Origin of the sequence: Luteolibacter pohnpeiensis, assembly GCF_016595435.1 — a bacterium.
GTDB lineage: Bacteria > Verrucomicrobiota > Verrucomicrobiia > Verrucomicrobiales > Akkermansiaceae > Luteolibacter > Luteolibacter pohnpeiensis.
Genome location: NZ_JAENIJ010000018.1, coordinates 65,762 through 88,333, shown reverse-complemented (window position 1 = coordinate 88,333; position 22,572 = coordinate 65,762). Strand labels below are relative to the sequence as shown.

17 protein-coding genes, 1 tRNA gene and 1 other RNA gene are annotated in these 22,572 nt (G+C 55.9%); 9 read left to right on the top strand and 10 right to left on the bottom strand.

Going from position 1 to position 22,572, the window contains the following annotated elements; all coding sequences use genetic code 11:
- Positions 1-58: 58 nt before the first annotated feature.
- Positions 59-1,189: an efflux RND transporter periplasmic adaptor subunit gene (locus JIN85_RS12270; RefSeq protein ID WP_234047393.1), complete on the top strand. Its 1,131-nt coding sequence runs from the start codon at positions 59-61 to the stop codon at positions 1,187-1,189.
- A complete protein-coding gene (locus tag JIN85_RS12265) occupies positions 1,186-4,308 on the top strand; it encodes an efflux RND transporter permease subunit (RefSeq protein WP_200271088.1) in 3,123 nt (1,040 codons plus the stop codon). Before JIN85_RS12270 ends, JIN85_RS12265 begins: the two co-directional genes overlap by 4 nt.
- 86 nt (positions 4,309-4,394) lie before the next feature.
- Here JIN85_RS12265 and JIN85_RS12260 read toward each other — a convergent pair whose 3' ends face one another.
- Complete coding sequence (locus JIN85_RS12260) at positions 4,395-7,649, bottom strand: S41 family peptidase (RefSeq protein WP_200271086.1); 3,255 nt, start codon at positions 7,647-7,649, stop codon at positions 4,395-4,397.
- A 221-nt stretch (positions 7,650-7,870) separates the two neighbouring features.
- Between JIN85_RS12260 and JIN85_RS12255 the strand changes: the two genes are divergently transcribed.
- On the top strand, positions 7,871-9,190 hold the full coding sequence (locus tag JIN85_RS12255; RefSeq protein ID WP_200271084.1) for an SGNH/GDSL hydrolase family protein: 1,320 nt from the start codon (positions 7,871-7,873) through the stop codon (positions 9,188-9,190).
- A 119-nt stretch (positions 9,191-9,309) separates the two neighbouring features.
- Here the strand turns inward: JIN85_RS12255 and JIN85_RS12250 are convergent.
- Positions 9,310-9,384 (bottom strand) — tRNA-Val (locus JIN85_RS12250).
- Between the two features lie 110 nt (positions 9,385-9,494).
- Here JIN85_RS12250 and JIN85_RS12245 point away from each other — a divergent pair.
- Positions 9,495-9,959 (top strand): hypothetical protein, encoded by a 465-nt coding sequence (locus JIN85_RS12245; protein WP_200271082.1) that lies wholly within the window; start codon positions 9,495-9,497, stop codon positions 9,957-9,959.
- A 5-nt stretch (positions 9,960-9,964) separates the two neighbouring features.
- On the opposite strand, the gene ffs is transcribed toward JIN85_RS12245, so the two are convergent.
- The 3 genes from ffs to pyrE all read right to left on the bottom strand — a co-directional run bounded on the left by ffs (position 9,965) and on the right by pyrE (position 11,374).
- An RNA gene (gene ffs / locus JIN85_RS12240) (signal recognition particle sRNA small type) lies at positions 9,965-10,059 on the bottom strand.
- Positions 10,060-10,119: 60 nt separating this feature from the next.
- The gene (locus tag JIN85_RS12235) at positions 10,120-10,740 is read right to left on the bottom strand and encodes a flavin reductase family protein (RefSeq protein ID WP_234047392.1); all 621 of its coding nucleotides are present in this window, start codon (positions 10,738-10,740) and stop codon (positions 10,120-10,122) included.
- A gap of 67 nt (positions 10,741-10,807) precedes the next feature.
- A complete protein-coding gene (pyrE, locus tag JIN85_RS12230) occupies positions 10,808-11,374 on the bottom strand; it encodes an orotate phosphoribosyltransferase (protein WP_200271080.1) in 567 nt (188 codons plus the stop codon).
- A gap of 123 nt (positions 11,375-11,497) precedes the next feature.
- Here pyrE and JIN85_RS12225 point away from each other — a divergent pair, with 123 nt between their 5' ends.
- The 4 genes from JIN85_RS12225 to JIN85_RS12210 are packed head-to-tail and all read left to right on the top strand — an operon-like array spanning position 11,498 to position 13,638.
- Positions 11,498-12,208 (top strand): MotA/TolQ/ExbB proton channel family protein, encoded by a 711-nt coding sequence (locus JIN85_RS12225; protein WP_200271078.1) that lies wholly within the window; start codon positions 11,498-11,500, stop codon positions 12,206-12,208.
- Entirely contained in the window at positions 12,205-12,636 is a 432-nt protein-coding gene (locus JIN85_RS12220) for an ExbD/TolR family protein (RefSeq protein WP_200271076.1), read from the top strand. The genes JIN85_RS12225 and JIN85_RS12220 overlap by 4 nt, the downstream gene beginning before the upstream one ends.
- Before the next feature lie 2 nt (positions 12,637-12,638).
- Positions 12,639-13,418 (top strand): hypothetical protein, encoded by a 780-nt coding sequence (locus tag JIN85_RS12215; protein ID WP_200271074.1) that lies wholly within the window; start codon positions 12,639-12,641, stop codon positions 13,416-13,418.
- On the top strand, positions 13,399-13,638 hold the full coding sequence (locus JIN85_RS12210; RefSeq protein ID WP_200271072.1) for an FmdB family zinc ribbon protein: 240 nt from the start codon (positions 13,399-13,401) through the stop codon (positions 13,636-13,638). Before JIN85_RS12215 ends, JIN85_RS12210 begins: the two co-directional genes overlap by 20 nt.
- A gap of 21 nt (positions 13,639-13,659) precedes the next feature.
- Here JIN85_RS12210 and JIN85_RS12205 read toward each other — a convergent pair whose 3' ends face one another.
- From JIN85_RS12205 to JIN85_RS12195, 3 genes are all read right to left on the bottom strand, one after another.
- Positions 13,660-14,403 (bottom strand): trypsin-like serine peptidase, encoded by a 744-nt coding sequence (locus JIN85_RS12205; RefSeq protein ID WP_200271071.1) that lies wholly within the window; start codon positions 14,401-14,403, stop codon positions 13,660-13,662.
- A 79-nt stretch (positions 14,404-14,482) separates the two neighbouring features.
- Positions 14,483-15,703, bottom strand: coding sequence for a bifunctional folylpolyglutamate synthase/dihydrofolate synthase (locus JIN85_RS12200; protein WP_200271069.1), 1,221 nt, complete (start codon positions 15,701-15,703; stop codon positions 14,483-14,485).
- Between the two features lie 18 nt (positions 15,704-15,721).
- Complete coding sequence (locus JIN85_RS12195) at positions 15,722-16,984, bottom strand: 3-keto-disaccharide hydrolase (protein ID WP_200271067.1); 1,263 nt, start codon at positions 16,982-16,984, stop codon at positions 15,722-15,724.
- Between the two features lie 140 nt (positions 16,985-17,124).
- Between JIN85_RS12195 and JIN85_RS12190 the strand changes: the two genes are divergently transcribed.
- On the top strand, positions 17,125-18,573 hold the full coding sequence (locus JIN85_RS12190) for a hypothetical protein (RefSeq protein ID WP_200271065.1): 1,449 nt from the start codon (positions 17,125-17,127) through the stop codon (positions 18,571-18,573).
- A 64-nt stretch (positions 18,574-18,637) separates the two neighbouring features.
- Here JIN85_RS12190 and dnaE read toward each other — a convergent pair whose 3' ends face one another.
- Positions 18,638-22,111 carry a DNA polymerase III subunit alpha gene (gene dnaE, locus JIN85_RS12185; RefSeq protein ID WP_200271063.1) on the bottom strand — a complete coding sequence of 1,158 codons (3,474 nt, stop codon included), beginning with the start codon at positions 22,109-22,111 and terminating at the stop codon, positions 18,638-18,640.
- Between the two features lie 95 nt (positions 22,112-22,206).
- The gene (gene rsfS / locus JIN85_RS12180) at positions 22,207-22,569 is read right to left on the bottom strand and encodes a ribosome silencing factor (RefSeq protein WP_200271061.1); all 363 of its coding nucleotides are present in this window, start codon (positions 22,567-22,569) and stop codon (positions 22,207-22,209) included.
- Positions 22,570-22,572: the final 3 nt, after the last annotated feature.

Sequence of the window (22,572 nt, the reverse complement as noted above, 5' to 3'; positions counted from 1 at the left end):
TCACGGTTCTTCCCGGAATTTGACGCGACTTGCTTGGTTTCCGCCTTACTGATCGATCATGAAAAAACGTTGGATATTGGTTGTCTTGCTACTCATTGCTATCGCCGCTGGCGTGTTTCTGCTGCCAGAGCCGACTGGTGGCAAAAGCCCCAAGAAGGCCGGAGCAAATGGGCCGATCGCAGTGGTGCTGAAGGATGCGGAGTTACGGGATGTGCCGGTTTGGCTATCGGGCATTGGCACGGCGCAGGCCTCTAACACGGTGGTGGTTCGCCCTCGTGTCAGCGGATCGCTGGAAAAGGTCAATTTTGTCGAAGGCGCCATGGTTCAAAAAGGGGACATTCTGGCGGAGATTGATCCACGCCCTTACCAATCGGCTCTAGCACAGGCGAAAGCCCAAAAAGCGCAGGATGAGGCGCGGCTCAACAATGCAAAACTGGATGCCGCGCGGATCAAGGGCCTGGCTCGGCAAGACGCAGCCAGCCAGCAACAGCTTGAGCTGGCGGAAGCGAACGTGCTGGAACTGTCTGCTGCGGTGCAGTCGGATGATGCCGCGATTCAAGCGGCCCAGCTGAATTTGGATTTCACCACGGTTCGAGCACCTATCAGCGGGCGGACCGGGGTGCGGTTGGTCGATGCTGGAAACATTGTCACCGCAAATCAAGAGGCGGGTCTGGTGGTTCTAACCGAACTCCAGCCGTTGACGGTGATTTTCACATTGCCGCAAAAATACCTCTCGTCGCTCGGCAAGAACATCCAGCCTGACGCCGCACCCTTGAAAGTCGAAGCTCTCAGTGAGTCCGGAGATCTTCTCGATGAGGGCAAGCTTGAGCTGATCGATAACCAGATCGACGCCAGTACGGGAACTCTCCGACTGAAGGCCACCTTCAAGAATGAACAGCTCACCTTATGGCCCGGCCAATTTGTGACGGCGCGGGTTTTGATCGAAACTCGCAAGGATTGTGTGGTAGTCCCCTCCGAGGCGGTGCAACCCGGGATTGATGGCGATTTCATCTATGTCGTGAAATCAGACCAGACGGTTGAAGCTCGCGGAGTGACTGCGGGCATCGCTGCGGATGACGACACGGTCATCGAGGTGGGATTGAATGCTGGCGAAAAAGTCGTGGTTGTCGGCCAAAGCAAACTGAAACCAGGCTCGAAAGTTTCACCGAAGGAGGAGGAACAGCCATGAGCATGTCGGCGCCTTTCATCAAACGTCCGATCGCTACCGCATTGATGACGGTGGCCATACTGTTAGTCGGGATGGTGGCATTTCCGCGGTTATCCATCGCGCCTTTGCCACAGGTTGAATTTCCCACCATTCAAGTTTCCGCCAATTTGCCGGGGGCAAGCCCTGAGACGATGGCGTCGTCAGTGGCGACTCCGCTTGAAAACCAATTTGCTAAAATTCCGGGCATCACTCAGATGTCTTCTTCCAGTGGACTTGGCAGCACGTCGATCACCGTTCAATTCGATCTCGGGGTCGATATCGATGGCGCCGCTCAAGAAATCCAGTCCGCGATCAGCGCGGCAGCAGGTCAGTTGCCGACGAATTTGCCGAGCCCGCCAAACTATCGCAAAGTGAATCCGGCTGATTCGCCGATTCTCATTTTGGGACTGAGTTCGGATGTACTACCACTCACCGAGGTCAGTGACTACGGCAATAATGTGATCGCCCAGCAGATTTCGCAAATCGCGGGTGTCGCCCAAGTCGATGTGATGGGGGAGCAAAAGCCATCGGTCCGCGTGCAAGTGGATCCGGGGAAACTCGCTTCACTCGGCCTTTCCATGGATGATGTGCGCGGCGTGATTGCTTCGGCGACCGTGAATTCACCGAAGGGCAGCCTCAACGGCTCAAAGCAGACCTTTTCCATTTATGCGAATGATCAAATTCTCAAGGCCGAGCCTTACAATGATCTGATTCTGGCCTATCGAAAAGGAGCGCCGATACGGGTGAGGGATGTCGGTCGCGCGGTGGACGGGCCTGAGCAGTTGAGATCCGGAGCACTGGTTCGCAACAAACGTGGCGTTGGCTTGATCATCCGCAAGCAAGCGGACGCAAACGTTATTGAAACCATTTCCCGTATTAAGGAAATGCTGCCGCAATTGCAGGCGGCGATTCCCCCTGCGATGAAGGTGGAGTTGCTCAGTGATCGCAGCCGCACCATTCGTTCATCGGTGGAAGAGGTGGAATTCCACCTGGTGCTGACCGTTTTCCTAGTCACGTTGGTGGTCTTTCTGTTCCTGCGAAATATCCGGGCGACCTTGATCGCCAGCGCGGTGGTGCCGATTTCGATCATTGCGACCTTCGCGATCATGTATGTTCTGGATTTCAGCCTGAACAATCTTTCACTGATGGCGCTCACCATCTCGGTGGGATTTGTGATCGATGATGCGATTGTGATGTTGGAAAACATTTATCGTTACATCGAGGAAGGAATGTCGCCGATGCAGGCTGCATTGAAAGGCGCGGGTGAAATCGGATTCACCATCCTTTCCATCACATTCTCACTCATCGCGGTGTTCATTCCGGTTCTGTTGATGGGCGGGATTGTCGGGCGCTTGTTCCGTGAGTTCGCCGTGACGGTGACGGTGGCGGTTTTGGTCTCTGGATTTGTATCGCTCACATTCGTTCCCATGATGTGCGGCAAATTCCTGACGCATCACTACGCTCCAGATCGTAAAAGCATCCGAGGATGGTTTGACCAACTTTGTGAACGATTTTTCCAGAGCATCGAGAAGATCTATGAACGGTGTTTGCGTGTGGTGTTTCGCCATCAACGAATCACCTTGTTCACGCTCCTGCTCGCGATCGGGTTTACCGGATATGCATTTGTCAAAATGCCGAAAGGCTTTTTCCCCCAACAAGATACCGGCTTGATGGATGTTACGATCGAAGCGGCTCCAGACACGTCATACGACCGCATGTTCAAATACACCCAGCAGGTCGGTCAAATCATTGAGGCGGACCCTGGAGTGATGGCCTTTCAGTGTCGTATTGGCGGCGGCGGGCGAGGTGGTGGCGGAAGTAACGCCAGCCGATATTTCGTGACCTTGAAAGAGCGGGGAGATCGCGATTCCGTCACGGAAATCATGGGGAGACTTCGCAAGAAAACTCAGGAAATTCCGGGTCTAACCGCTTATTTCCAAGCCAGACAGGATTTGAACGTCGGCGGATTGATTTCGAAAACTCAGTATCAATACACACTTCGTAGCGCGGACAGCAATGAGCTGAATACCTGGGCACCGAAAATATTGGAGCGCATGAAAAAGCTGCCTGAGTTGCGCGATGCTGCGTCTGATCAGGAGTCGGCAGCACCAGCATTAAATATCGATATCGATCGCCAGGCTGCAGCGCGTTTTGGCATCGAAACCAGTGCGATCAATGATGCTTTGTATAATGCATTCGGTGAGCGGCAGGTGACGCAGTTTTACACCGACATCAATCAATACAAAGTCATCATCGAGGTTCCGCCGGAGATGCAGGAGAACACGTCTGTGTTTGATAAGATATTCCTGACCTCGCCACTTACGAACGGCCAAGTGCCGCTCTCATCGTTGATACGTTTTGACAAAGGAGTGCCAAAGCCACTGTCCGTGAATCATCTTGGGCAATATCCGGCGGTCACCATTTCGTTCAACCTCGCACCCGGTGTGTCATTGGGTGAAGCAGTTGCAGCCGTCGACCGGGCGGAAGCTGAAATGGGGCTTCCCGCGAGTCTAACAGGTTCGTTCCAGGGAAGCGCGGAAGCATTCCAATCCTCGCTGAAATCACAGCCTTACCTCATTCTCGCTGCGATCATTGCGATCTACATCATTCTCGGCATGCTTTATGAAAGCTTCATCCATCCGTTGACGATCCTGTCGACTTTGCCATCCGCAGGATTGGGGGCACTGCTCACCCTCTGGATCTCAGGTCATGATGTTGGAGTGATTGCAATCATCGGAATTCTCCTGCTGATCGGAATCGTGAAAAAGAATGCGATCATGATGATCGACTTCGCGATCGAGGCGGAACGTGAACGCGGACTTGCACCCCATGAGGCGATATTTGAAGCGTGCATCAAACGTTTCCGACCGATCACCATGACAACGATAGCCGCCATGATCGGTGGTATTCCGCTCGCGCTCGGTCATGGTGACGGCTCGGAACTGCGGCAGCCGCTTGGTTTTGCCATCGTCGGCGGGCTGGTGCTCAGCCAGGCGCTGACCCTGTTTACCACACCTGTGGTTTATTTGTTCTTTGACCGTCTGACGAAACGGCAGAAAGCACAAGATTCCCAGACCGAGGCGCTGCCGGAGTTGGCATGATTTCGATCCAATAAAAAGCGGCAGTCCGATGGGTGAACATCGAACTGCCGCTGCAGTTTGTTAGGGATTGTTAGATGATCGGGTGATCACCAATCCGGTTTGGATTTGTCAGGCTTCGGCGGCGCTTGCGGCATCGGCCTCGGATCTTCGGCGATGCGTTGGTTGAGGTAATCCACTGCTGCATTCAACTGGGCATCGTTACCCTGGAACGTATCGTGCGGAAGATTGTCCACTTTCATGTCAGGCTCAACTCCGGTGCCTTCGATCAACCAATCTCCGTCAGGGCCATAGACACCGATTTCAGCTGCGGTGCACATGCCGTTATCGACGAGCCAGCGTTGCGAGTTCAGCCAGATTTGGCCTCCCCAAGTGCGGGTGCCGATGACCTTGCCGAGTCCGAGTCGTTTGACCCCTTCGGAGAAAGCCTCGCCATCGCTTGCGGTCCATTCGTTGCAGAGAACGGCCACATGACCGCGGAAAGCAAACTGCATGTTCGAGTAGGATTGCCCAGCCCGTGGGGACCAGTAGAACCACGCTTTTCTCATCAGTCGGCTGAGAATCCATGAGTCGGTATTTCCTCCGTGATTATTGCGAACATCGATGATCAAGCCCTGGCGGTTGAACACGGGGTAGAAGTCTCGTGCCCACTCAAGGATACTGCCACTGCCCATATCACGCAGGTGCACATAACCGATTTTTCCGTCGCTCTTTTGCTCAGTTTCCTGGCGGCGTGTGTATTCCCATTCGTTGTAGCGAAGATCGGCAGCTGAGCGCGGATCAAGTGGCTCGACGATGAAATTCCTGCGCGCTGCGCCCTGGCCCGCTTCGACTTCGAGCAGGACTTTCTGTCCGGCCTTCTGTTCTAACAGCTCTTCAGGGTGTTCGACGCCCGACAGATCGCGGCCATTGATGGCGGTGATGATGTCACCTTCGGAAATCTCAATTCCCGGGCTTGCCAAGGGGCTCGTCTCACCTGGGTAGTCTGGATCGGTTTTGAAAATGTGATCCACTTTCCAGCCACCGGTTGCCACGTCCTTGGAGAGACGCGCACCCAGGGAGGACGGCTGAATGTTATCCTCACCGTGGCGGGTGTCGCCGTAGCGGACAAAGATGTGCAGCGCGCTGAGTTCGCCGGCCATCTCGTATAGGATTTCGGAAAGATCGGAACGATCCGCCACACGATCTACGAGTGGCTCATACTTTTCCCGGATCGCCTGCCAATCCACCCCGTGCATCTTGGGATCGTAGAAATAGTCGCGCAACATGCGCCAGGATTCCTGATAGATTTGGTGCCATTCTTCTTTCGGATCGACAGCAAGTGACCAGGCATTGAGCGACACGGGCTGGTCCAATTTCGCTGGCGCTTCGGCTTCAGTTTTCGCAACGAATAGGCCGTTGCCCTTGTTGATGACGATCTGCTTGTGGTCGGTGGAGAACTCATAGTTCCGGTATCCGTCGGCGAAGACTTTGGCCTTCGGCGAGTCGGATGAAATATCAAGCCGCATCAGCCTGCGGTCGCCGCGGCTGCCGGTAGAGCGGGTTTGATAGAACAGGAATTTGCCGACTGCCTGCAGATCGGAGAGGTTGCCGGAAACGCCCGGGACTTCAAACAACCGGGTCGCCAGGCCATCGAGGTCGATGTCAATGGATGGTGCCTCATCCTGATCCGGTTTCTTTTCATCGTCCGGTTTATGATCCCGTTTTTCCTTGCTGTCCGCTGGATGCAGTTCATCGGGTGGAGTGAATGGAAAGCGTTCACCTGCCTTTAATGAGAGGGCGTAAATGCGGGTGCTCTCCGTGAAATATGGCTCCGGTTGACGCGGCCCCCATGGCGATTGCACCAAGGACCTGAGTTCCCGATCGCTCAGGAAGTAGAGCCATTTGCCGTCGCCCGACCAAGTCGGTGAACTGCTCATCACCCGATCCGAGGTGGCGTCGACGAGTGTTCCGTCTGCCGGACGATAAATGCGGATTTTCGGGAATGTGTTTTCAGCCGGCTCAACAAAGGCGAGCCACTTGCTGTCCGGTGACCAGCTCAGATCGCTGAATCCGCGTGATGGTGAAGTGCTGACCTTGGTGGATGTGCGCGCCGTGAGATCGCGGACCCACAGCTCCAGGTTTTTGTCTTCCCAGGCAATCCAGCGGCCATCTGGTGATACGACAGGCGCGAAACGGAAGATGGTGCCGTCATTGGTGAGCAGTTCTGGCTTGCCGATTCCATTTGCGGGAAGGCGCACCATTTCGATCTCACCGGTTTCGTCGGTTTGCGCGATCAAGGATTTGCCGTCCGGCATGAAGGTCGCCTCACGATAACGGCCACGATCCGGATGGGTGATTTCAACAAAACGGCCGCCAGGTTTTACCGGTGCGACGAAAACGGAGCCACGAGCTGTTAGAACAACCCGATCCCCATTGGGGGAAACGCTGAAGCGGGTCAGGTAGTCCATCGGTTTATCAACCCAGTTCAGCCGGGTTTGATCGAAATCCGACGGCAGTGTGATGGGGATTTCCGTGTCTTTGCCATCGACCAAAGTCAGCAAATGCAAGCTTCCGGCGTACTGATAGATCAATCGTCCACCGTCGAGATCGGCATTGCGGACTGCGAAATCGGTGTATTTCGTGATTTGCTTCAGATCGCTGCCATTATCGGCCATCGACCAGACATTCATCGATCCCGAGCGATCGGTTAGAAAATAAAGCCGATCGTTAGACCAGAGTGGATTTTCCGAGGTGCCGGTGAAATCTGCGGTCAAGGCAACCGCTTCGCTGCCGCCGGGATCATAGCGCCAAAGATTGCGGGCGGTTCCTCCGTGGTAGCGTTTGGTGCTGCTCGACTGGTTGCCGAGGCGGGTGAAGAACAAGCGGCCGGTTTCGTCCATCACCCCTTGGCTTGCCTGGGCCAAAGGCAGCAGGGATTCCTCGGCATTTTGAGGGTTGATCGCAACGAGTTGCTCGTTCGGCAGGGTGGAATAGGCGGTCGTCGAGCACAGGACTTTGCCATCAGCGGTCCAGGAAACTGGAATCGAACCTTCGCCGCTCCAAGTGAGCCGTTTGGGCAAGCCGCCGTCGATCGGCATCACGTAGACTTCAGTTGGACCTTCGTATTGGCCCGAAAAGGCGATCCATTTCCCGTCGGCGGAAATTTTAGCATTGGATTCAGTGCCGGGGTGGGAGGTCAGCCGCATTGCTTGGCCGCCATCGACGGGAACCTTCCAGAGGTCGCCTTCCGCCGTGAAAACCACTTGATCGCCATGAAGCGCCGGTGTTCGGAAAAAGCTCGGGTTCGCACCCCAGGCCGTAGCCGTGAGCGCTCCACTGAGCAGGAGCCATGTTTTTCGCATGGGTGAAAAAGGCATAGATGGCTCTTTAGGACAATGCGCGAAGTGGTGGCGATCGTTAAGCGCTGAGAATGAGCATGATGGGTGCTTGTTTTATGGGGTTTTCTTCCAGTCGGCATCAGCGAATCTCCGGTGTAGGCTGGAAAATCAGCCCCGACTCGTCAGCTGACCCTAGGCTTGTTTTTTGTCGCCATTGGACAGATGGTCGCCCGCAAGTAACCTGAATGATGGATTTTTTGAAATGGGCAATCGCCGTGACCGGAGCCTGTGTGGTGTCGGCCTCCGGGCAAGCGGTCAAGGTTTTGGCAATTGGGGACAGTTTGACCGAAGAATACCGGTTTGAGACGGTTTTCAGTGGCCCGACCTCGAATCCGGTGGATTCCAACACGAAAAACTGGGTGGAGCTATTGGCGGAAAATCGAAGAGCGGATCTAACCTTTGGGTCCTATGAAGCCAACCTTTTGTCCTACCCGGATTTTCGCGATGCCGGCTACAAATACAACTACGGTGTGCCGGGATTTACGACGGAGAACTGGATCGACGTCATCCAAAGTTCTTTTTTTGACACCTTGAGTGGCGATGCATACGCCATCGGCTGCTATGCCACCAAAACCGCGCTTGTCCGGCATTTGGAAGACGACGGCATCGGCGTGGTGGTGATTTTGTTAGGTGGAAATGACCTGAAATCCGATTACGACGGCATTTTCAACGATGATCAGCCGCCTGCACTTCTTACCGAGGCAGTTCAGAACATCCGCACGATCTATCAATTCGTTCGCTCGGAAAATTCGAGCGTCCCGGTGGTCATCTGCACCTTTCCGGATATTGGGGCAACGCCGGAGGTTTCAGAAAAATATACCGAACCGGATTTACGCGTGCGGGCCAGGCAGCGCATCGCGGACGCAAATGCGTCACTCATGGCAACCGCGACGTCATTAGGCGCCGAAGTGGCGAGAATCGATTCCGTGACAGCCAGGGTTTTCGATGAAGTGCCATTTTATCTGAATGGTACGCTCATGACTTATGAGCCGGACCCGGAAAATGCACCTGATCGCCTGTTCTGTCACGATGGCTTCCACCCCGCGACCATTGGCCAGGCGTTGATTGCGAACCAGATTGTCGATGCCATCAACCGGGCCTTGGGAACCACGGTGGAACCATTCGCCAATCGGGTGATTTTAGGGGACCTGCTGGGCTTGGACCCGGACCAGCCTTATCTCGACTGGGCAGGGAGTGCGGGTGCAATGGATGCCAATCCCGATGGCGATGCGAGTCCGAATCTGGTGGAGTATATGCTTGGTAGCGAGCCGCTTATGCCGGATTCTCCTTTCATTTTCGGGGCTGACGGCGAGTTGTCCTTTTTAACGTTGGAGGATCGATTTCGGTTTGCCAGTTTGCAGGTCCTGGAATCCGAGACCCTTGGCGACGATTGGCAGCCGGTGCCAGAAAATCGCATCCAGATCGACGCAAGCGGGCGCTGGCAAATCGAGCCGAGTGGCGATGCTAAAAATTTCTACCGCTTACAGGTCGTGCCCAATCCGTGAACTTTGGAGGAGGAATGGTGGGATGGGCTGAAGGCTTCTCATTTCACCGGAGAGCCTACTTGGATGCTGAGCTAATGAGCCAGCTGTCAGAATATGACAAAAATAGATTAAGAAAAAGATGGTACACGAGGACGGGATCGAACCGCCGACCGACCCGGTGTAAACGGGTTGCTCTACCGCTGAGCTACTCGTGCACGGCAGGGCGCGAAGTTGGAGGATTTCTGCAGAGTGATCAAGCCTTGAGTTGCAATTAAAGTTGTGGACTTGCCCGGACGAGGGGGCAGTGGTTTGTTTGCGGCACGAAATGCATTTACGTTTATCCGATCAGGAACTGGCGACGCTGGTGGAAATGGTGAGCCTCGCGGCCAATGTTTCCTCTTGGAATCAGAAGGAAGAAGCGAGGGATCAGGTGGCAGCATTCGAATCGCTGGAAAGCAAGATTCTGGAAAAAGCCGGCCACTCGGGATTCGGCGATTGGATTGAGTTCGATGAGGAAACCCAGCGATTCCGGGTGAAGCAGGAAGTCGAGGAAAAGCTGTTCTACCACGAATGCTACGACGAATTCCGCAATGAAAGTTTCTGGGACGAGCTAGCGGTCCGGCTTTCCGATCGGGATCTGGCCCGTGCAATCGGTTTTGAGGCCTGGGAGCGCCTGACTGAGGAACAACGGAGAGCCAGGACTGGCGCTTGGGAAAAACGCTACTGGGAGGAATTTTCCAAGCGCGGGGTCGAGCGGCTGGCGGTTATTTCCCCACCGAGCGAGGGTTAAAAAAGTGCTGCCAGGAAACCGCGACAAATCCGGACAAACTACCGTTGCTCCGATCAAGGCCTGGCGGGGTTCGTCTGCCGAACCTTCACGGCCCCTGACAGCGGCGTTAGGAAAGTCCAGCTGCGGCGTTCCTGCAATGTCTTTTTCACAGCAATTGCCGTTAGCCGGGACGGTTCATCATGAACATGTCCTTGGTCCGGCAATACCAGTTCGGGCTCTGCATCCGGCCGAGTGGATGGTAGTCGGCCGGATCGATTCGCCAGGTTTCGGTGTTGAAAATCCCTTCGCGGACATGAACCCGGAGCACTTCACCGATGATGAGCCGGTTGTGACCAATCTCGATGGTGCCGCGGCTCACGCACTCCAGACTGGCCGGAGCTTCTCCAATTCGAGGCGGTTTGACGACACTTGAGGCGACGGCGGTAAGGCCGGCGTGTTCCAATTCGCTCACTCCCGGCGGTAACGAAGCGGCGCAAAGGTTCATCCGCTCACCGAGGTCTTCATCGACCAGGTTCACCACAAACTCAAGCGTGGCACTGATGTTCGCCGCAGTGTCCTTGGGGACGCCGGGTTCACGATCTCCAGGGCAAATCCCGACAATCGGCGGATTGGCACCTAAGACATTGAAAAAACTGAACGGCGCAGCATTGACGCGGCCGTGGATATCGATCGTGGATACCAGGGCAATCGGTCTTGGGGTGACCAGACCGGCCAGGATGGCGTAGGCTGCTTCACGGTGAGTCGAAGTAAGGTCGAGTTCCATGGTCTCAACCTGAGACATGGCAGACAAATGTCCATGCCCCGGGTTGAAATTGTTTTTGAGAAGCAGCCCGTAAAAGCCCGGCTGATCAGCCGAGCAGGGTGGTGCGGGTGAAGAGCGGAATGACGTGGATGCCGCGGGCTTCAATGGCCTCGCGACCGCCTTCTTCCCGATCAACCAGCACGATCGCAAATGCGACCTTGCCGCCTTCGCGCTCGATTGCGTCGATGGCTTTCAGGGTGGATCCACCGGTGGTGATCACGTCGTCGACGACCACAATGGTGTCCCCGGATTTGAAATTGCCTTCGATCTGTTTGCCGGCGCCGTAGCCTTTCGGCTCTTTGCGGACGGTGAAAACTTGCAGCGCTTCATCGGGATGCTGGCGTGCAGAGGCCATGCCGATGGAAAGCGAGATTGGGTCGGCACCGAGGGTCATGCCGCCAATGGCGTCGATTTTCAGGTGCTCGGAATGGATTTTCGAACGGACGGCGTGCCAGCCGAGATCGCCGATGAGGGCGGCGCCGAATGGATCGAGCGCGGTGACACGGCAGTCGATGTAGAGGTCGCTTTGTTTTCCTGAGGCGAGGGTGAAAGTTCCGGTGCGGACGGATTTTTCGAGCAGGAGTTTTTTCAGGGCGGCGGCAGCTTCTTGCATGGGCTGATGGTGGAAAGGAGGAGGGCGGGAGGCAAGCGCGCAAGAAGACAGATACGGGACCTGATCGACGGTTCTTTTTGGTACTGGTCAGCGACGGGCGGGTGGGCGTAATTTTCGGGCCGCATGATGTTGGGAATGCTGGAACCACCGGGCTTGGTGGAACAGGGCGGGCCGCTGGTCTGGGTGCTGCTTGGGCTGGCGTTTGTCGGCGCGGTGTGCGTGGTGGAACGAATGTTCTTTTTCCACCGGGCGCGGATCAATGTGGGGGATTTGCTTGTCGGGCTGGCTCACCATATCCGGCGCCGCTCATTTGCAGAGGCCTTGCACGAGGCAGCACGGGCTCCTGGGCCGGTGGCGCGGGTGGCACATGCAGCGTTGCTCCGTTACTATCTGGATCGTCGGGATCTCCGGGATATTGTGCAAGAGGCAGGTCAGCTGGAGGTGCCGCGGATTGAAAAAAATATCCGTGCGATTCTGGGAACGGCGTTGCTGGCACCGTTGATCGGCATGTTGGGGACCATGGTGGGAATGGTGGAAACTTTCCAGAGAGTCAGTGAGCAAGGTGGATTTACCGGACCGGCGGAACTTTCCGGCGGAGTGTTTACCGCGCTGGTAACTTCGGTTTTAGGGCTGACCATTGCGGTGCCATTTTATTTGTTCTATCTCTACTTTCTGGGGCGCGCGAAGCGCTTGGTCTACCGGATCGAACGGGCGGGAATTGAAGTGGTCCATTTGATCGCCGATGCGCGGGAAGATGAGGAGTTTTCGCCCTTCCACGGGGAGGTGAATGCCGGGAAGAAGCCGATCAAACCAAAGGGTAAGACGCCGAAATGAAGTTGGAGCTGTCGTTGCCGGAGCGGCCGGGATTTCTCCATGCAGTGGCGGTGGTGAATCTGTTCGCGCTGCTGCTGATGTTCATCCTGCTTGGTCCGTCATTGACCTTGCGGTCCGGGGTGACGGTAGATTTGCCTCCTTCGCGATTTCAGTTGGATCGTTACACCAATACCCTGGTGGTGACTCTTGGGCCGGGAAATCCGGCACCACGCATCCATTTCGGACGCGATGCAGTGACCCAGGAAGAGCTGGGCGAGCGCTTGGAACAATTACGCGAGGGCGGGGCGCCGACCGATTCGATCGTGCTTCTGCAAACCGATGCGGGAACTCCCGTGAAGGTGGAGCGGGAAATCAGCGAATTGGCCTTGTCCAAGGGATTCCGGGTCGCATTGGTAGGCCAGGCGACGGAGGCTCCTAATCCAGATTGATCATGGCGCGGCACCACCATCATGGCCCGAAGCCAAGTGGATTTATTTTCCCGTGGCGTGGGCTGAATGCCCCCTTGATGCCCAAGGTGCTGGCAGCGGTGTTGCTGTTCGGGGTTTTCGCATTCGCAATCACCTTTGTCCGGGTGGATATTTCAGCCCGCCCGCATTGGCTGGAAGAAAAAGCATCCATCATCGACCTTCGGATGGGCAAAGATGCCGAGCTGTGGGCCAGACGGGCGCAGGAGGAAGGGCCATTTCCTTCCCGGGTGGACCCGGATTCATGGAATGTGATGAAGCAGCTGGAAAATCAGGTAAGCGATGCCTTCCGCACTCCATCCATGCCTTATGTGCCCCAGCTCCGGGATTTACCCCAAGGCGAGCCGGTATCGGGCATTCCGTTCACGGCCAAAGGCGAAAGGGTTTTTCCGAAACACCAAGCGCCGGAATGGGTGCAACAGCCGGATGCAGCGCGCTTGGTGCCGCAACTCTACCCACTGGTGGAGGTACCGATGGATGCGATGCCTAAAAAGCTGCCTGCCTTTGCGGGTGAAATCGCGCCGGAGATGACTTACACGCCGTGGCGATTCCTGATCCGTTTAACGCCGGATGGGGTGGTCAGTGATTGCGTTTCCCTCGTTGGAACATCGGAAGCCGGAGCCGGTTCTCTGGAAAAGTGGCTTCGCCAGGTCAAATTCGACCCTGGCTTTGCGGAAAAACACGAATGGATCGCCCTGGCCGTGACGTTCGTCAACCAACCTGCAGATGGAACTGACACTCATTGAATTTGTCCTGACCGTGATCATCGGCAGCTGCGGGTTCATTTTGCTCGCGCTGGTCATATCGCGTTCCATGCGCGGCCGCGCCGAGCGGCGCTCGCTCAGGCGGAGGATCATTTGCCGACTTTGTTTGCACGCGTTCGAGGCGAGAAATAGCGAACCAGTCGTCCGCTGCCCGGAATGCGGAGTGGCGAACGAGCATCAGAACCTGCGCCGCTGGAACTGATGGCCTGGCTGGCAGCGGGATTTAGCCTCCCATTTCGGCGATCGCCTTCCTGACCGCTTCCTGGACCTCAGGATTGGCGTAGCATGGCCCTGCCCCCGGACCACCGGTGGTATGGGTTTCAAGGAGGTGTAACTCCCCATTTTCCAACAGAAAGCTGGGATTCCCGGAATCACCAGGGATCAGGCGTTTGCGGAAAATCGGATCGAGATCTTGGTCAAATTTAAACCGGACACCCTTGCCGGCCGGAGCGGCGATTTCGTGCACAAATAAGCGTTTATCCTGATCACTGAGAATCACGGATCGGCCAGGTTTTGCGGCATCAGCCGAGGCGAAGGGGTAGGCTTTGATCGCCGGAGGCAGCGGAAGATTGAGTTTTGCCACCGCTACATCCATTCCAGGGATGCGTTCACATTTGTCGATGAAACGCTCGTAGGGATGACCGTGCCGGTCGTGAAACATCACCGGCACGTTGGCGGGGCGCACGAAATGGGCGGCCATGACCACAAAACTTGGGGCGATCAGGGTGGCAGTTCGGTCATCATTCCAGGATACGCCGGTGAGATCGAGCTGCGCAGTCCAGTTTTGCTTCCAGCGGGATTTGCCGGTTGGCTCGTAGAATAAAAACAGATCGCCACGGTTTTTTTCATGCGCGACCAGTGCTTGCTCGGGATTTTTCGAGCGGGCGATTTCGACCGGAACCCCGGTGCCGGAACTGCAGGAAAAAAGAAGAACCGCCGCTGGGAGCAGGAGGATGGCACGTTTCATCGCTAACAGCATGGCCCTTCCATCCCAGTTCGCAATCAAGAGCTGGGTAGTGCTTGGAAAAATCCAAGTCGCCAGGGTTCTACTGCGAGCAGGATTGAAATGCTTGCTCCGTCAGCACCGCGCGTGCTTCCCCGACCAGGAACAGGGATCCGGCAATGAGGACGGGGCTGTCACTGTTCATCGCCGCGGAGAAGGCCTCATCGAAATCAGGGAACAAATGATGCGGCGGCGCATCGGGGGGGAGGGCGGCGGCGAGCTCTTCAGTGGGCGTCGCCCGTGGAGTATCGACCGGGCAAATGCAGATTCTCGAAGCCAGTGGCGCGAGGTGTTCCAAAATGCCCGAAATATCTTTGCTTGAGACTGCGCTGAACAAAAGTGTCGGACGTTCGTCGCGGAATTTCAGCTTCCAGGTGTCAGCTAAGACTTTTGCGGCGTGTGGGTTATGGGCGCCATCCAGAACGATGATCTTGCCGTTCCTGTTGAACATTTCAAAGCGCCCCGGCCAGGATACCTTGGAAAGCCCGTATTGTATGGTGTCGAAATTGAGGTGAAGCCCGGCGCGAAACAACGCGGTGATCGCTACTGCGGCATTCCAGGTCTGATGTTCCCCCGAAAGCGCCATGGCGTAGCCCAGAAGAGGCTGATCCGTGAATTCGACCTCGCTGCGTTTTTCATTCGCTTCTTTCTCCAGCACCGAGCGGATGGATGCGTCTTGCGGTGACGAAATGATCGGTTTGCCTTCCACGAAAATGCCGGCCTTTTCGTAGGCAATTTCCTCGGGAGTATGACCGAGCCACTGGGTGTGATCCAGAGCGATCGGCGTCAGAACGCAGACATCGGCAGGCACGGCAGTGGTCGCATCCAATCGCCCGCCCATGCCGGTTTCCAGAATGATCAGTTCGCATTCACACTCGCGAAACCAGCGCATGGCCAGAGCCAGAGTGATCTCAAAGAATGTCGGATGATTTTCAAGTTTCTCGCAAATCCTCCGCAGGTCAGTGAGGCCCGCAGCGCACCGATCCTCCGGGATATCTTGCCCGGAGACTTTCATGCGTTCCCGATAATCGATGAGATGAGGCGAGGTGAAAAGACCGGTGCGCAGGCCGCTTGCGCGCGCCACGCTATCCATCATGGCGCAGGTGCTGCCCTTGCCATTGGTCCCGGCCACGTGGATCACCTGCACTCCCTTTAAAGGATAGGCCAGGTATTCCTTCAGCAGGGCACGGGGACCTTCCAAGCCCAGTTTGATCCCGAACAGCTGCGTGGAAAACAGCCATTCGATCGCCTCATCGTAATTCATATCCGGTTCGTGGAGAAATCAGAGTTCTTTGATCCACAAGTTCGCGAAATCAATCGCTTGGCCATGATGCTGCAGGCCGATTGGGCCTTCTTGGTTCACATCAGGCAGCTGAGCGTTTTCAATCACGACCCGTCCGTTGAGCACGACAGTGAGGCGGTCACCTTTAAGGGTGATCATGGTGCGGTTCCATTGGCCGACGGGGGCGTCCGCTTTCATTTTAGGGGTGACGCCAGCACGAACGGCAGGCGTTTGGTTCTTGTCAGTGCGGTAGCCGTAAACTTCGCCGGACCCGACGCTCCAGTTCCAGAGATTCACTTGGCTCTTTTCGGAGCCACGGAGGTAAATGCCACTGTCGAGCTCTTCGATTTCCTCGGTGACAGGCTCGCCCTTGTCATTGGTTTTGTTGTTGCCATCGGGAAGCACGATCGGGCGTTGCATTTTTTCGCCATCACCAGCCCAGCGCCAATCGAACACCAGGGTGAAATCCTTGTAACTCTTTTCAGTCCACAGATCGTTGGTCGCTCCTTCCTTGCCATCGTGCTTGAGCACGTCATTGGAAACGAACCAGTTGTGGGTATTGTCGGGGTCGTGCTTCCAGCCGTTGAGGGATTTGCCGTCGAAGATCTGTTTGAACCCGGCGGCGATCACTCCCTCGGTATTGGCGGCAGGAGGAACCTCAACAATGCCAATGTTTCTGAACGCGACCGGATCACCGTGGCCGAGAAATGCGATGTGTCCGGAACGTCTTTTAACTCCTTGATGCTCAGGATTGCGGGCGGCTAGGTCGTCCAGATTTTGGCGCAGGATGATCTCGCCATTCAATTCCACCATGACAGCGGGTCCGAGGACGGAGACGCGCTCGCGATTCCACTCTCCCACAGGCTTCAGGAAGCCTTTTTTGGCCGCGGCCAATTTGTAAATCGATCCATGATACTGGGTATCAAGGAGGTTCGCGTATTGAGGCGCGGTGTTATCAAGGATCTGCAATTCCATCCCGGTGTAGGCAGAGTCGCCGTAGCCTGGATAGTGAATCCCCAGGCCATTGTTTCCACCAGGTGGCAGTTTGAATTCAAAATCCAGAATGTAGCTGGTGTAGGTGCCCTCAGTTACCAGATTTTTACCGGCTGGGGTGCAGACAATCGTGCCGTCTTCTACAACGTATCCATCTCCGGTCCAACCGGTTAAGTCTTTTCCATTGAACAGTGGGCGCATCACCGGATCAGCGGCACTGGCATGGATCGAGAAAGCGGTAACGAGGAGTGGAACGAAAAGAAATTTCATGACTTTGAAGAATTTTGCGAACGGACGGATAGAACACCCTCGCGCCCCATCACACAAGTAGCAAGGAATGCCGAAGTGACTAGATGTCAAAATTCGCTTTCCGTTTGACGACCGGCGGTGAATGTAGGATTGGAGACGCAATGAAGTTGCGGTACAGTCTTAAGTTTGGGCAGCTGCTATTGGCGCTAGCGCTGATCTCGCCCATGGCGCATGCGGACAATTTCCGCATTTATAAAAGCCCTGACGGTGAAGGAGTAAAGGCCAGCTTCCAAGGGTTATCCAAAGGGATCGTGACCTTGCGACGTGAAGACGGGAAAATGTTCGACATGCCGCTCGACCTGCTCAGCGCGGAAGATCAGCAATACGTGAAGCAGCTCGGCGAACGACTCGCTTCGGAATCGGCTGCCCTCAATCAAGCTGCCGGTAAGGACATCTTTACACAGGAAACTTTCGACCTGATGGACGCCGAAAGCTTGGCGCAGAGGTTGAAGCTCAAGCAGGAGTCGCAGTCTAAATTCGGCAAAAGCTGGCGCCTCTACGCCTCCTTCGTGAAAGGCTACCGGCTGTTCGGCGCGATGCCCTATTCGGTAGCGCTTTATTCAGACGAGCAAGGGAAGGCGACCAGTATTTCCATCGTCTACGCCAACAAGGGCGACTTCGCCAGCACCGCCGGCTTTGCGGAAGACCACTTCAAGGGTGGCGTCAGCGAAGAGGAAGGTTCCTTGCAAGCCGCGATGGATCAGGACGACCAAACCGTTTCAGATGCTATTTCTTCCATTCTCGGCAAAGGTGCTGAAGAGCGCTACGGCGAAGGAAATACCCGTCGGAAAATCGTCCGCTGGGATTGGAATGGCAATGCCATCCTGCTTTCCAATGAACCGGGCGAATATGTCAGCCTGTCGATCATTTCCAGCGACACAGCGGATGCGGGTGGTAAGTCGACCCGGATCAAGGACTCGGATCTGAAAGCCAGGCTTTTGGCGTCCATCGCGCGGGAGAAAAATGGCGATGTTTACCTGACGCAAATTCCCATGGTCGACCAAGGCCCAAAGGGTTACTGCGTTCCTGCGACTTTCGAGCGCGCGATGCGGACGATGGGCATTGATGCCGACATGTATCTCCTCGCCATGGTCGGCGGAAGCAGCGCCGGTGGTGGAACTTCAGTCGAGAAGTTGCTCGAAAACGTCCGCTCCCAAGTTTACCGCAAAGGTCGCCGCCCGAAGGATGAGCACGTGAAGAATCTTAAAATCCGCGACGTGAAACGCTACATCGACGAGGGAATCCCAGTGATGTGGACGCTTTGTTCGGTGAAAGATTACAATAAAGTCGCCAACGAAGACACCCAGGCCCGAGTTGCAGTCAAAGATTGGCAAACCTACGCCGCCACCATCGCAGAAACGGCCAAGACAGTTGCGAAGCAAGACAAGCCATCTGAGGCTTACCACATCTGCATGATTGTCGGCTACAACGAGGCAACGAACGAACTGGCCGTCAGTGACTCATGGGGACCTTCCTATGAACGCCGCTGGGTTCCTGTCGGCGTGGCGGATTGGGCCAGCAACGGCGGATTGTTCATGATCCTGCCGTAATTTGAATTTCGCAGGCTGCGCAAAGTAGCCTGCGAGCTTGAATGCCCGAGCCAGAGGCTGGATCTCAATCATCCAGCCAGCGTGCGAGGGCATCTTCAAGCGAGCTGCCACGTTTGGCGCTCAACGAGGGGCCAACTTCCACCGTGGCACGTTTCCCGGCGCTGTTCTGAAAGTGCAGCAGGACCGGAGTCGGCCCCGGGTTGGCGATCAATGCCTCCCGGATTTCGTCCAAGTCTCGCTCACCGTGGCGAGTGGTCCACAGAGTCAGCTCGATCGGACCCTTTTTCGCCGAAGCTTTCCGCGCCTTGAGTTCGGAGAGTTCGTAACCGGTCATACGGCGGCCGCCGGTGCGATCGTCCACCTGGATCGCGCATTTGAGACGGATGGTTTTGCCTGGTTCCAGCAATCCTGCATCGCGGGCGGGAACAAATGTTTCGCCCCAAAGCATGATTTCCGAGGAACCCGTGAAATCCTCCAAAATCAGAACCCCAAAAGGTTTTCCGGTTTTCGTGGTTTTCGCCTCAAGCGAACGGACCATGCCTGCGAACGGATAACGGTCCCGCGGGTTGTTGATGACGATGTCGTCCACCAAACCAATTTTCCGATAGCGGTCGGAATCGATCACTTTTCGGAATTTATCCAGCGGGTGACCGGTGACGTAAAATCCCAGCAGCTCCTTCTCGTGAACCAGCCGCTCATCTTTCGGCCATTCCTCAATCGTGGCCTCACTGCGGCGCGTTTGTTTGTTCGGAGTTTGAGGAGCAAAATCCATCGCATCGAACAAGGAAACCTGGCCCGAGGCACGATCGCGCTGTGCCGATGAAGCGGAGGCCACGACCTGCTCCAGCCGGGCAAACATCCCTGCGCGGGTTTCGTTGGTCCAATCGAGCGCACCCGCCTTGACCAGGTTTTCCAGAATGCGCTTGTTCACGACCTTGGATTCCAGACGCGTGGCGAAATCGTCGAGTGTCGCAAACTCGCCCTTGGTCTCGCGCTCGTGAATGGCCGTCGCCATCGCGCCTTCGCCGACGTTTTTGATCGCGGCCAGGCCGTAGCGGATCGCATCGCCGCCGCTCGGTGTTTTTTCCGGGGCGAACCGGAGTTGTGAGCGATTGAGGTTTGGCGGCAGAATCTCGATTTTCATCCGATGGCACTCGGAAACGAATACGGCGATTTTTTCAGTGTTGTTGATTTCGTTCGAGAGCAATCCGGCCATGAATTCGACCGGGTGATTCGCCTTGAGATAAGCGGTCCAGTAGGAAATGTGGCCGTAGCAAGCGGAGTGGGATTTGTTGAATCCGTAACCGGCGAACATCTCGATTTTCTCGAAGATCTGATTCGCGAGTTTGGCATTGATGCCGTTGGTTTTCTCCGCGCCTTCAACGAATTTTGAGCGCTCCTGCGCCATCTTGGCGGGGTCTTTTTTACCCATCGCGCGGCGCAGAAGGTCAGCTCCACCGAGTGTGTAACCCGCCAGCAGCTTTGCGGCGTTCTGCACCTGTTCCTGATAAATCATGACGCCGTTGGTCGATCCGCAGACGGTTTCCAAAAGCGGATGTTCATACATCGGCTTGGTGCGACCTTTTTTGACATCGAGCATCTGGTCGATGAACTGCATCGCTCCCGGACGGTAAACGGCGATCAAGTCGATGATGTCATCAATACTGGCAATCTCGTACTTGCGGCAGGTTTCGACCATGCCACCGGATTCCAGCTGGAACACGCCCATCGTTTCGCCCCGGTTCAGGATCTCGAAGGTCTTCTGATCATCCAGAGGGACATTCTGGATTTTGAAATCCGGGGTGTGCTTGCGGATGTGCTCCACCGCATCCTGGATGACGGTAAGGTTTTTCAGCCCGAGGAAGTCCATCTTCAGCAAGCCGACCTCGGTGATCGCGCCCATGTCATACTGGGTTACAACTTCACCTTCGTTGCCGCGGGTGAGCGGGACGTGCTCATCGAGTGGGCGGTCGCCGATCACAACACCCGCCGCGTGCACGCCGACGTTGCGGTTGATGCCTTCGAGCTTGAGCGCGTAATCCCACAGCTCGCGATAGGTTGAACTGCTTTCGATGAGTTCACGCAGTTCCGGCTTTGCATCCCATTCCTTGGAAAGGGTGACCCCCGGCTTGGCCTCGATCATTTTGGCGATCCGATCGGCCTCGCCATAGGAAATTCCCATCACTCGCGAGACATCGCGGATCACGCTTTTCGCACCCATGGTGCCGTAGGTGATGATGTGCGAAACACTGCGTTCACCGTACTTCTTGCGGACGTAATCGATCACCTCCGCACGGCGGGATTGGCAAAAGTCGATATCGACGTCGGGCGGGCTCACCCGTTCCGGGTTGAGGAATCGTTCGAACAACAATCCGAACCGCAACGGGCAGATGTCGGTGATGCCCATCGCGTAAGAGGCGAGCGAGCCTGCGGCCGATCCCCGGCCAGGGCCGACTGGGATGTTGTTATCCCTGGCCCACTGAATGAAGTCGGCGGTGATCAAGAAGTAGGACGCAAATCCAAGCTGGTTGATGATGCCGACTTCGTATTTCAACCGGTCGACCACTTCGGGTTCTGCAGCTCGCTCGGGGCCGTAGCGCCTCACCAGGCCTTCTTCGCAAATCCGCATGATGTATTCCTCACGCGGTGAGCCATCCGGTGTTCCGAATTGCGGGTATTTTTCGGACGAAGTCGAATCCAGCTTGATCGTCACGTTGCAGCGCTCGGCGATTTCCAGGGTCGCGTCGCATGCGCCCGGAATTTCCGCGAACAGCTGGCGCATTTCCTCAGGCGTTTTGAAGTGAACTTCCGGCGTGTAACGCATCCGGTTTTCATCGATGAGCAAGTGACCGGTGCCGATGCAGATCATGACATCGTGTGCTTCGTGATCGGATCGATTCAGGAAGTGGACGTCGTTGGCTGCTACAGGTTTGAGGCCGAATTCTTGAGCGAGTTTGAGCAGCCCGGGAGTGACCTTGCGTTGTGGCTCCAACCCGTGGTTGTGGATTTCAACATAAACGTTTTCCTTGCCGTAAATGTCGACCAGCTCGGCCATCGTTTCACGGGCCTTCTCTTCGTCGTCGGCCAGCAGCCATTCGTTGACGGGGCCGGAAATGCAGCCTGTTAGACAGATGATGCCTTTGGAAAACTCGCGCAGGACCTCACGATCCACTCGCGGTTTCCCATAATAAAGTCCTTCGAGGTGCCCCTTCGAAACAAGTTTGCTGAGATTGTTCCATCCTTCGTTCGTTTCGGCCAGCAAGGTCATGTGGGTCGCCCGCTTGCGGCCCAGAATTTCCTTTTTGTCCTCCATCGAGCCTGGGGCCAGATAGATTTCGCAGCCGAAAATCGGTTTTACGCCTGCCTTGGAGCACGCTTGGTAAAATTCGATCGCGCCATAGAGGTTGCCGTGATCGGTCATTGCCACCGCAGGCATGCCAAGCTCCGCTGCTCGTTTCGCCAGATCCTTGGTGCGGATCATGCCGTCCAGCAGGGAGAACTCAGTATGCAGGTGAAGGTGGACGAAAGAATCGGACATGGGCTGGCCGCAAGATGGAACATCGTGCCCCGATCGGCCAATGCAGAAAAAACACGAATGTCGGATTCAGGGCGCTTGAAGCGCGGGATCGCTGATCAGGCCAGGGCCTTTTTCCAATCGATTTCTTTCGCGTCCGCCCAAAGTTCTTCCAAGGCGTAGAAATCGCGCAGCTCATCGTGCATCACGTGGACCATCACATCGACGAAATCGAGCACGACCCAGCGGGTGTCTGCCTTGCCTTCGGAAAAGGCGGGCTTGTTGCCGTAGAGTTCCTCGACCTGGCCGGCGATGTCGCGAAGGACTGCGCGAAGGTGCGGCATGGATGAGCCGGAGCATACCACCATGTAGTCCGTGATGCTGGAAACTCCCCGCATGTCCCAAACGCGGATGTTTTCCGCCTGGATGTCATCTGCTGCCTTTGCACATGCGAGTGCCAATTCTTCTCCGTTGATCGCCATATA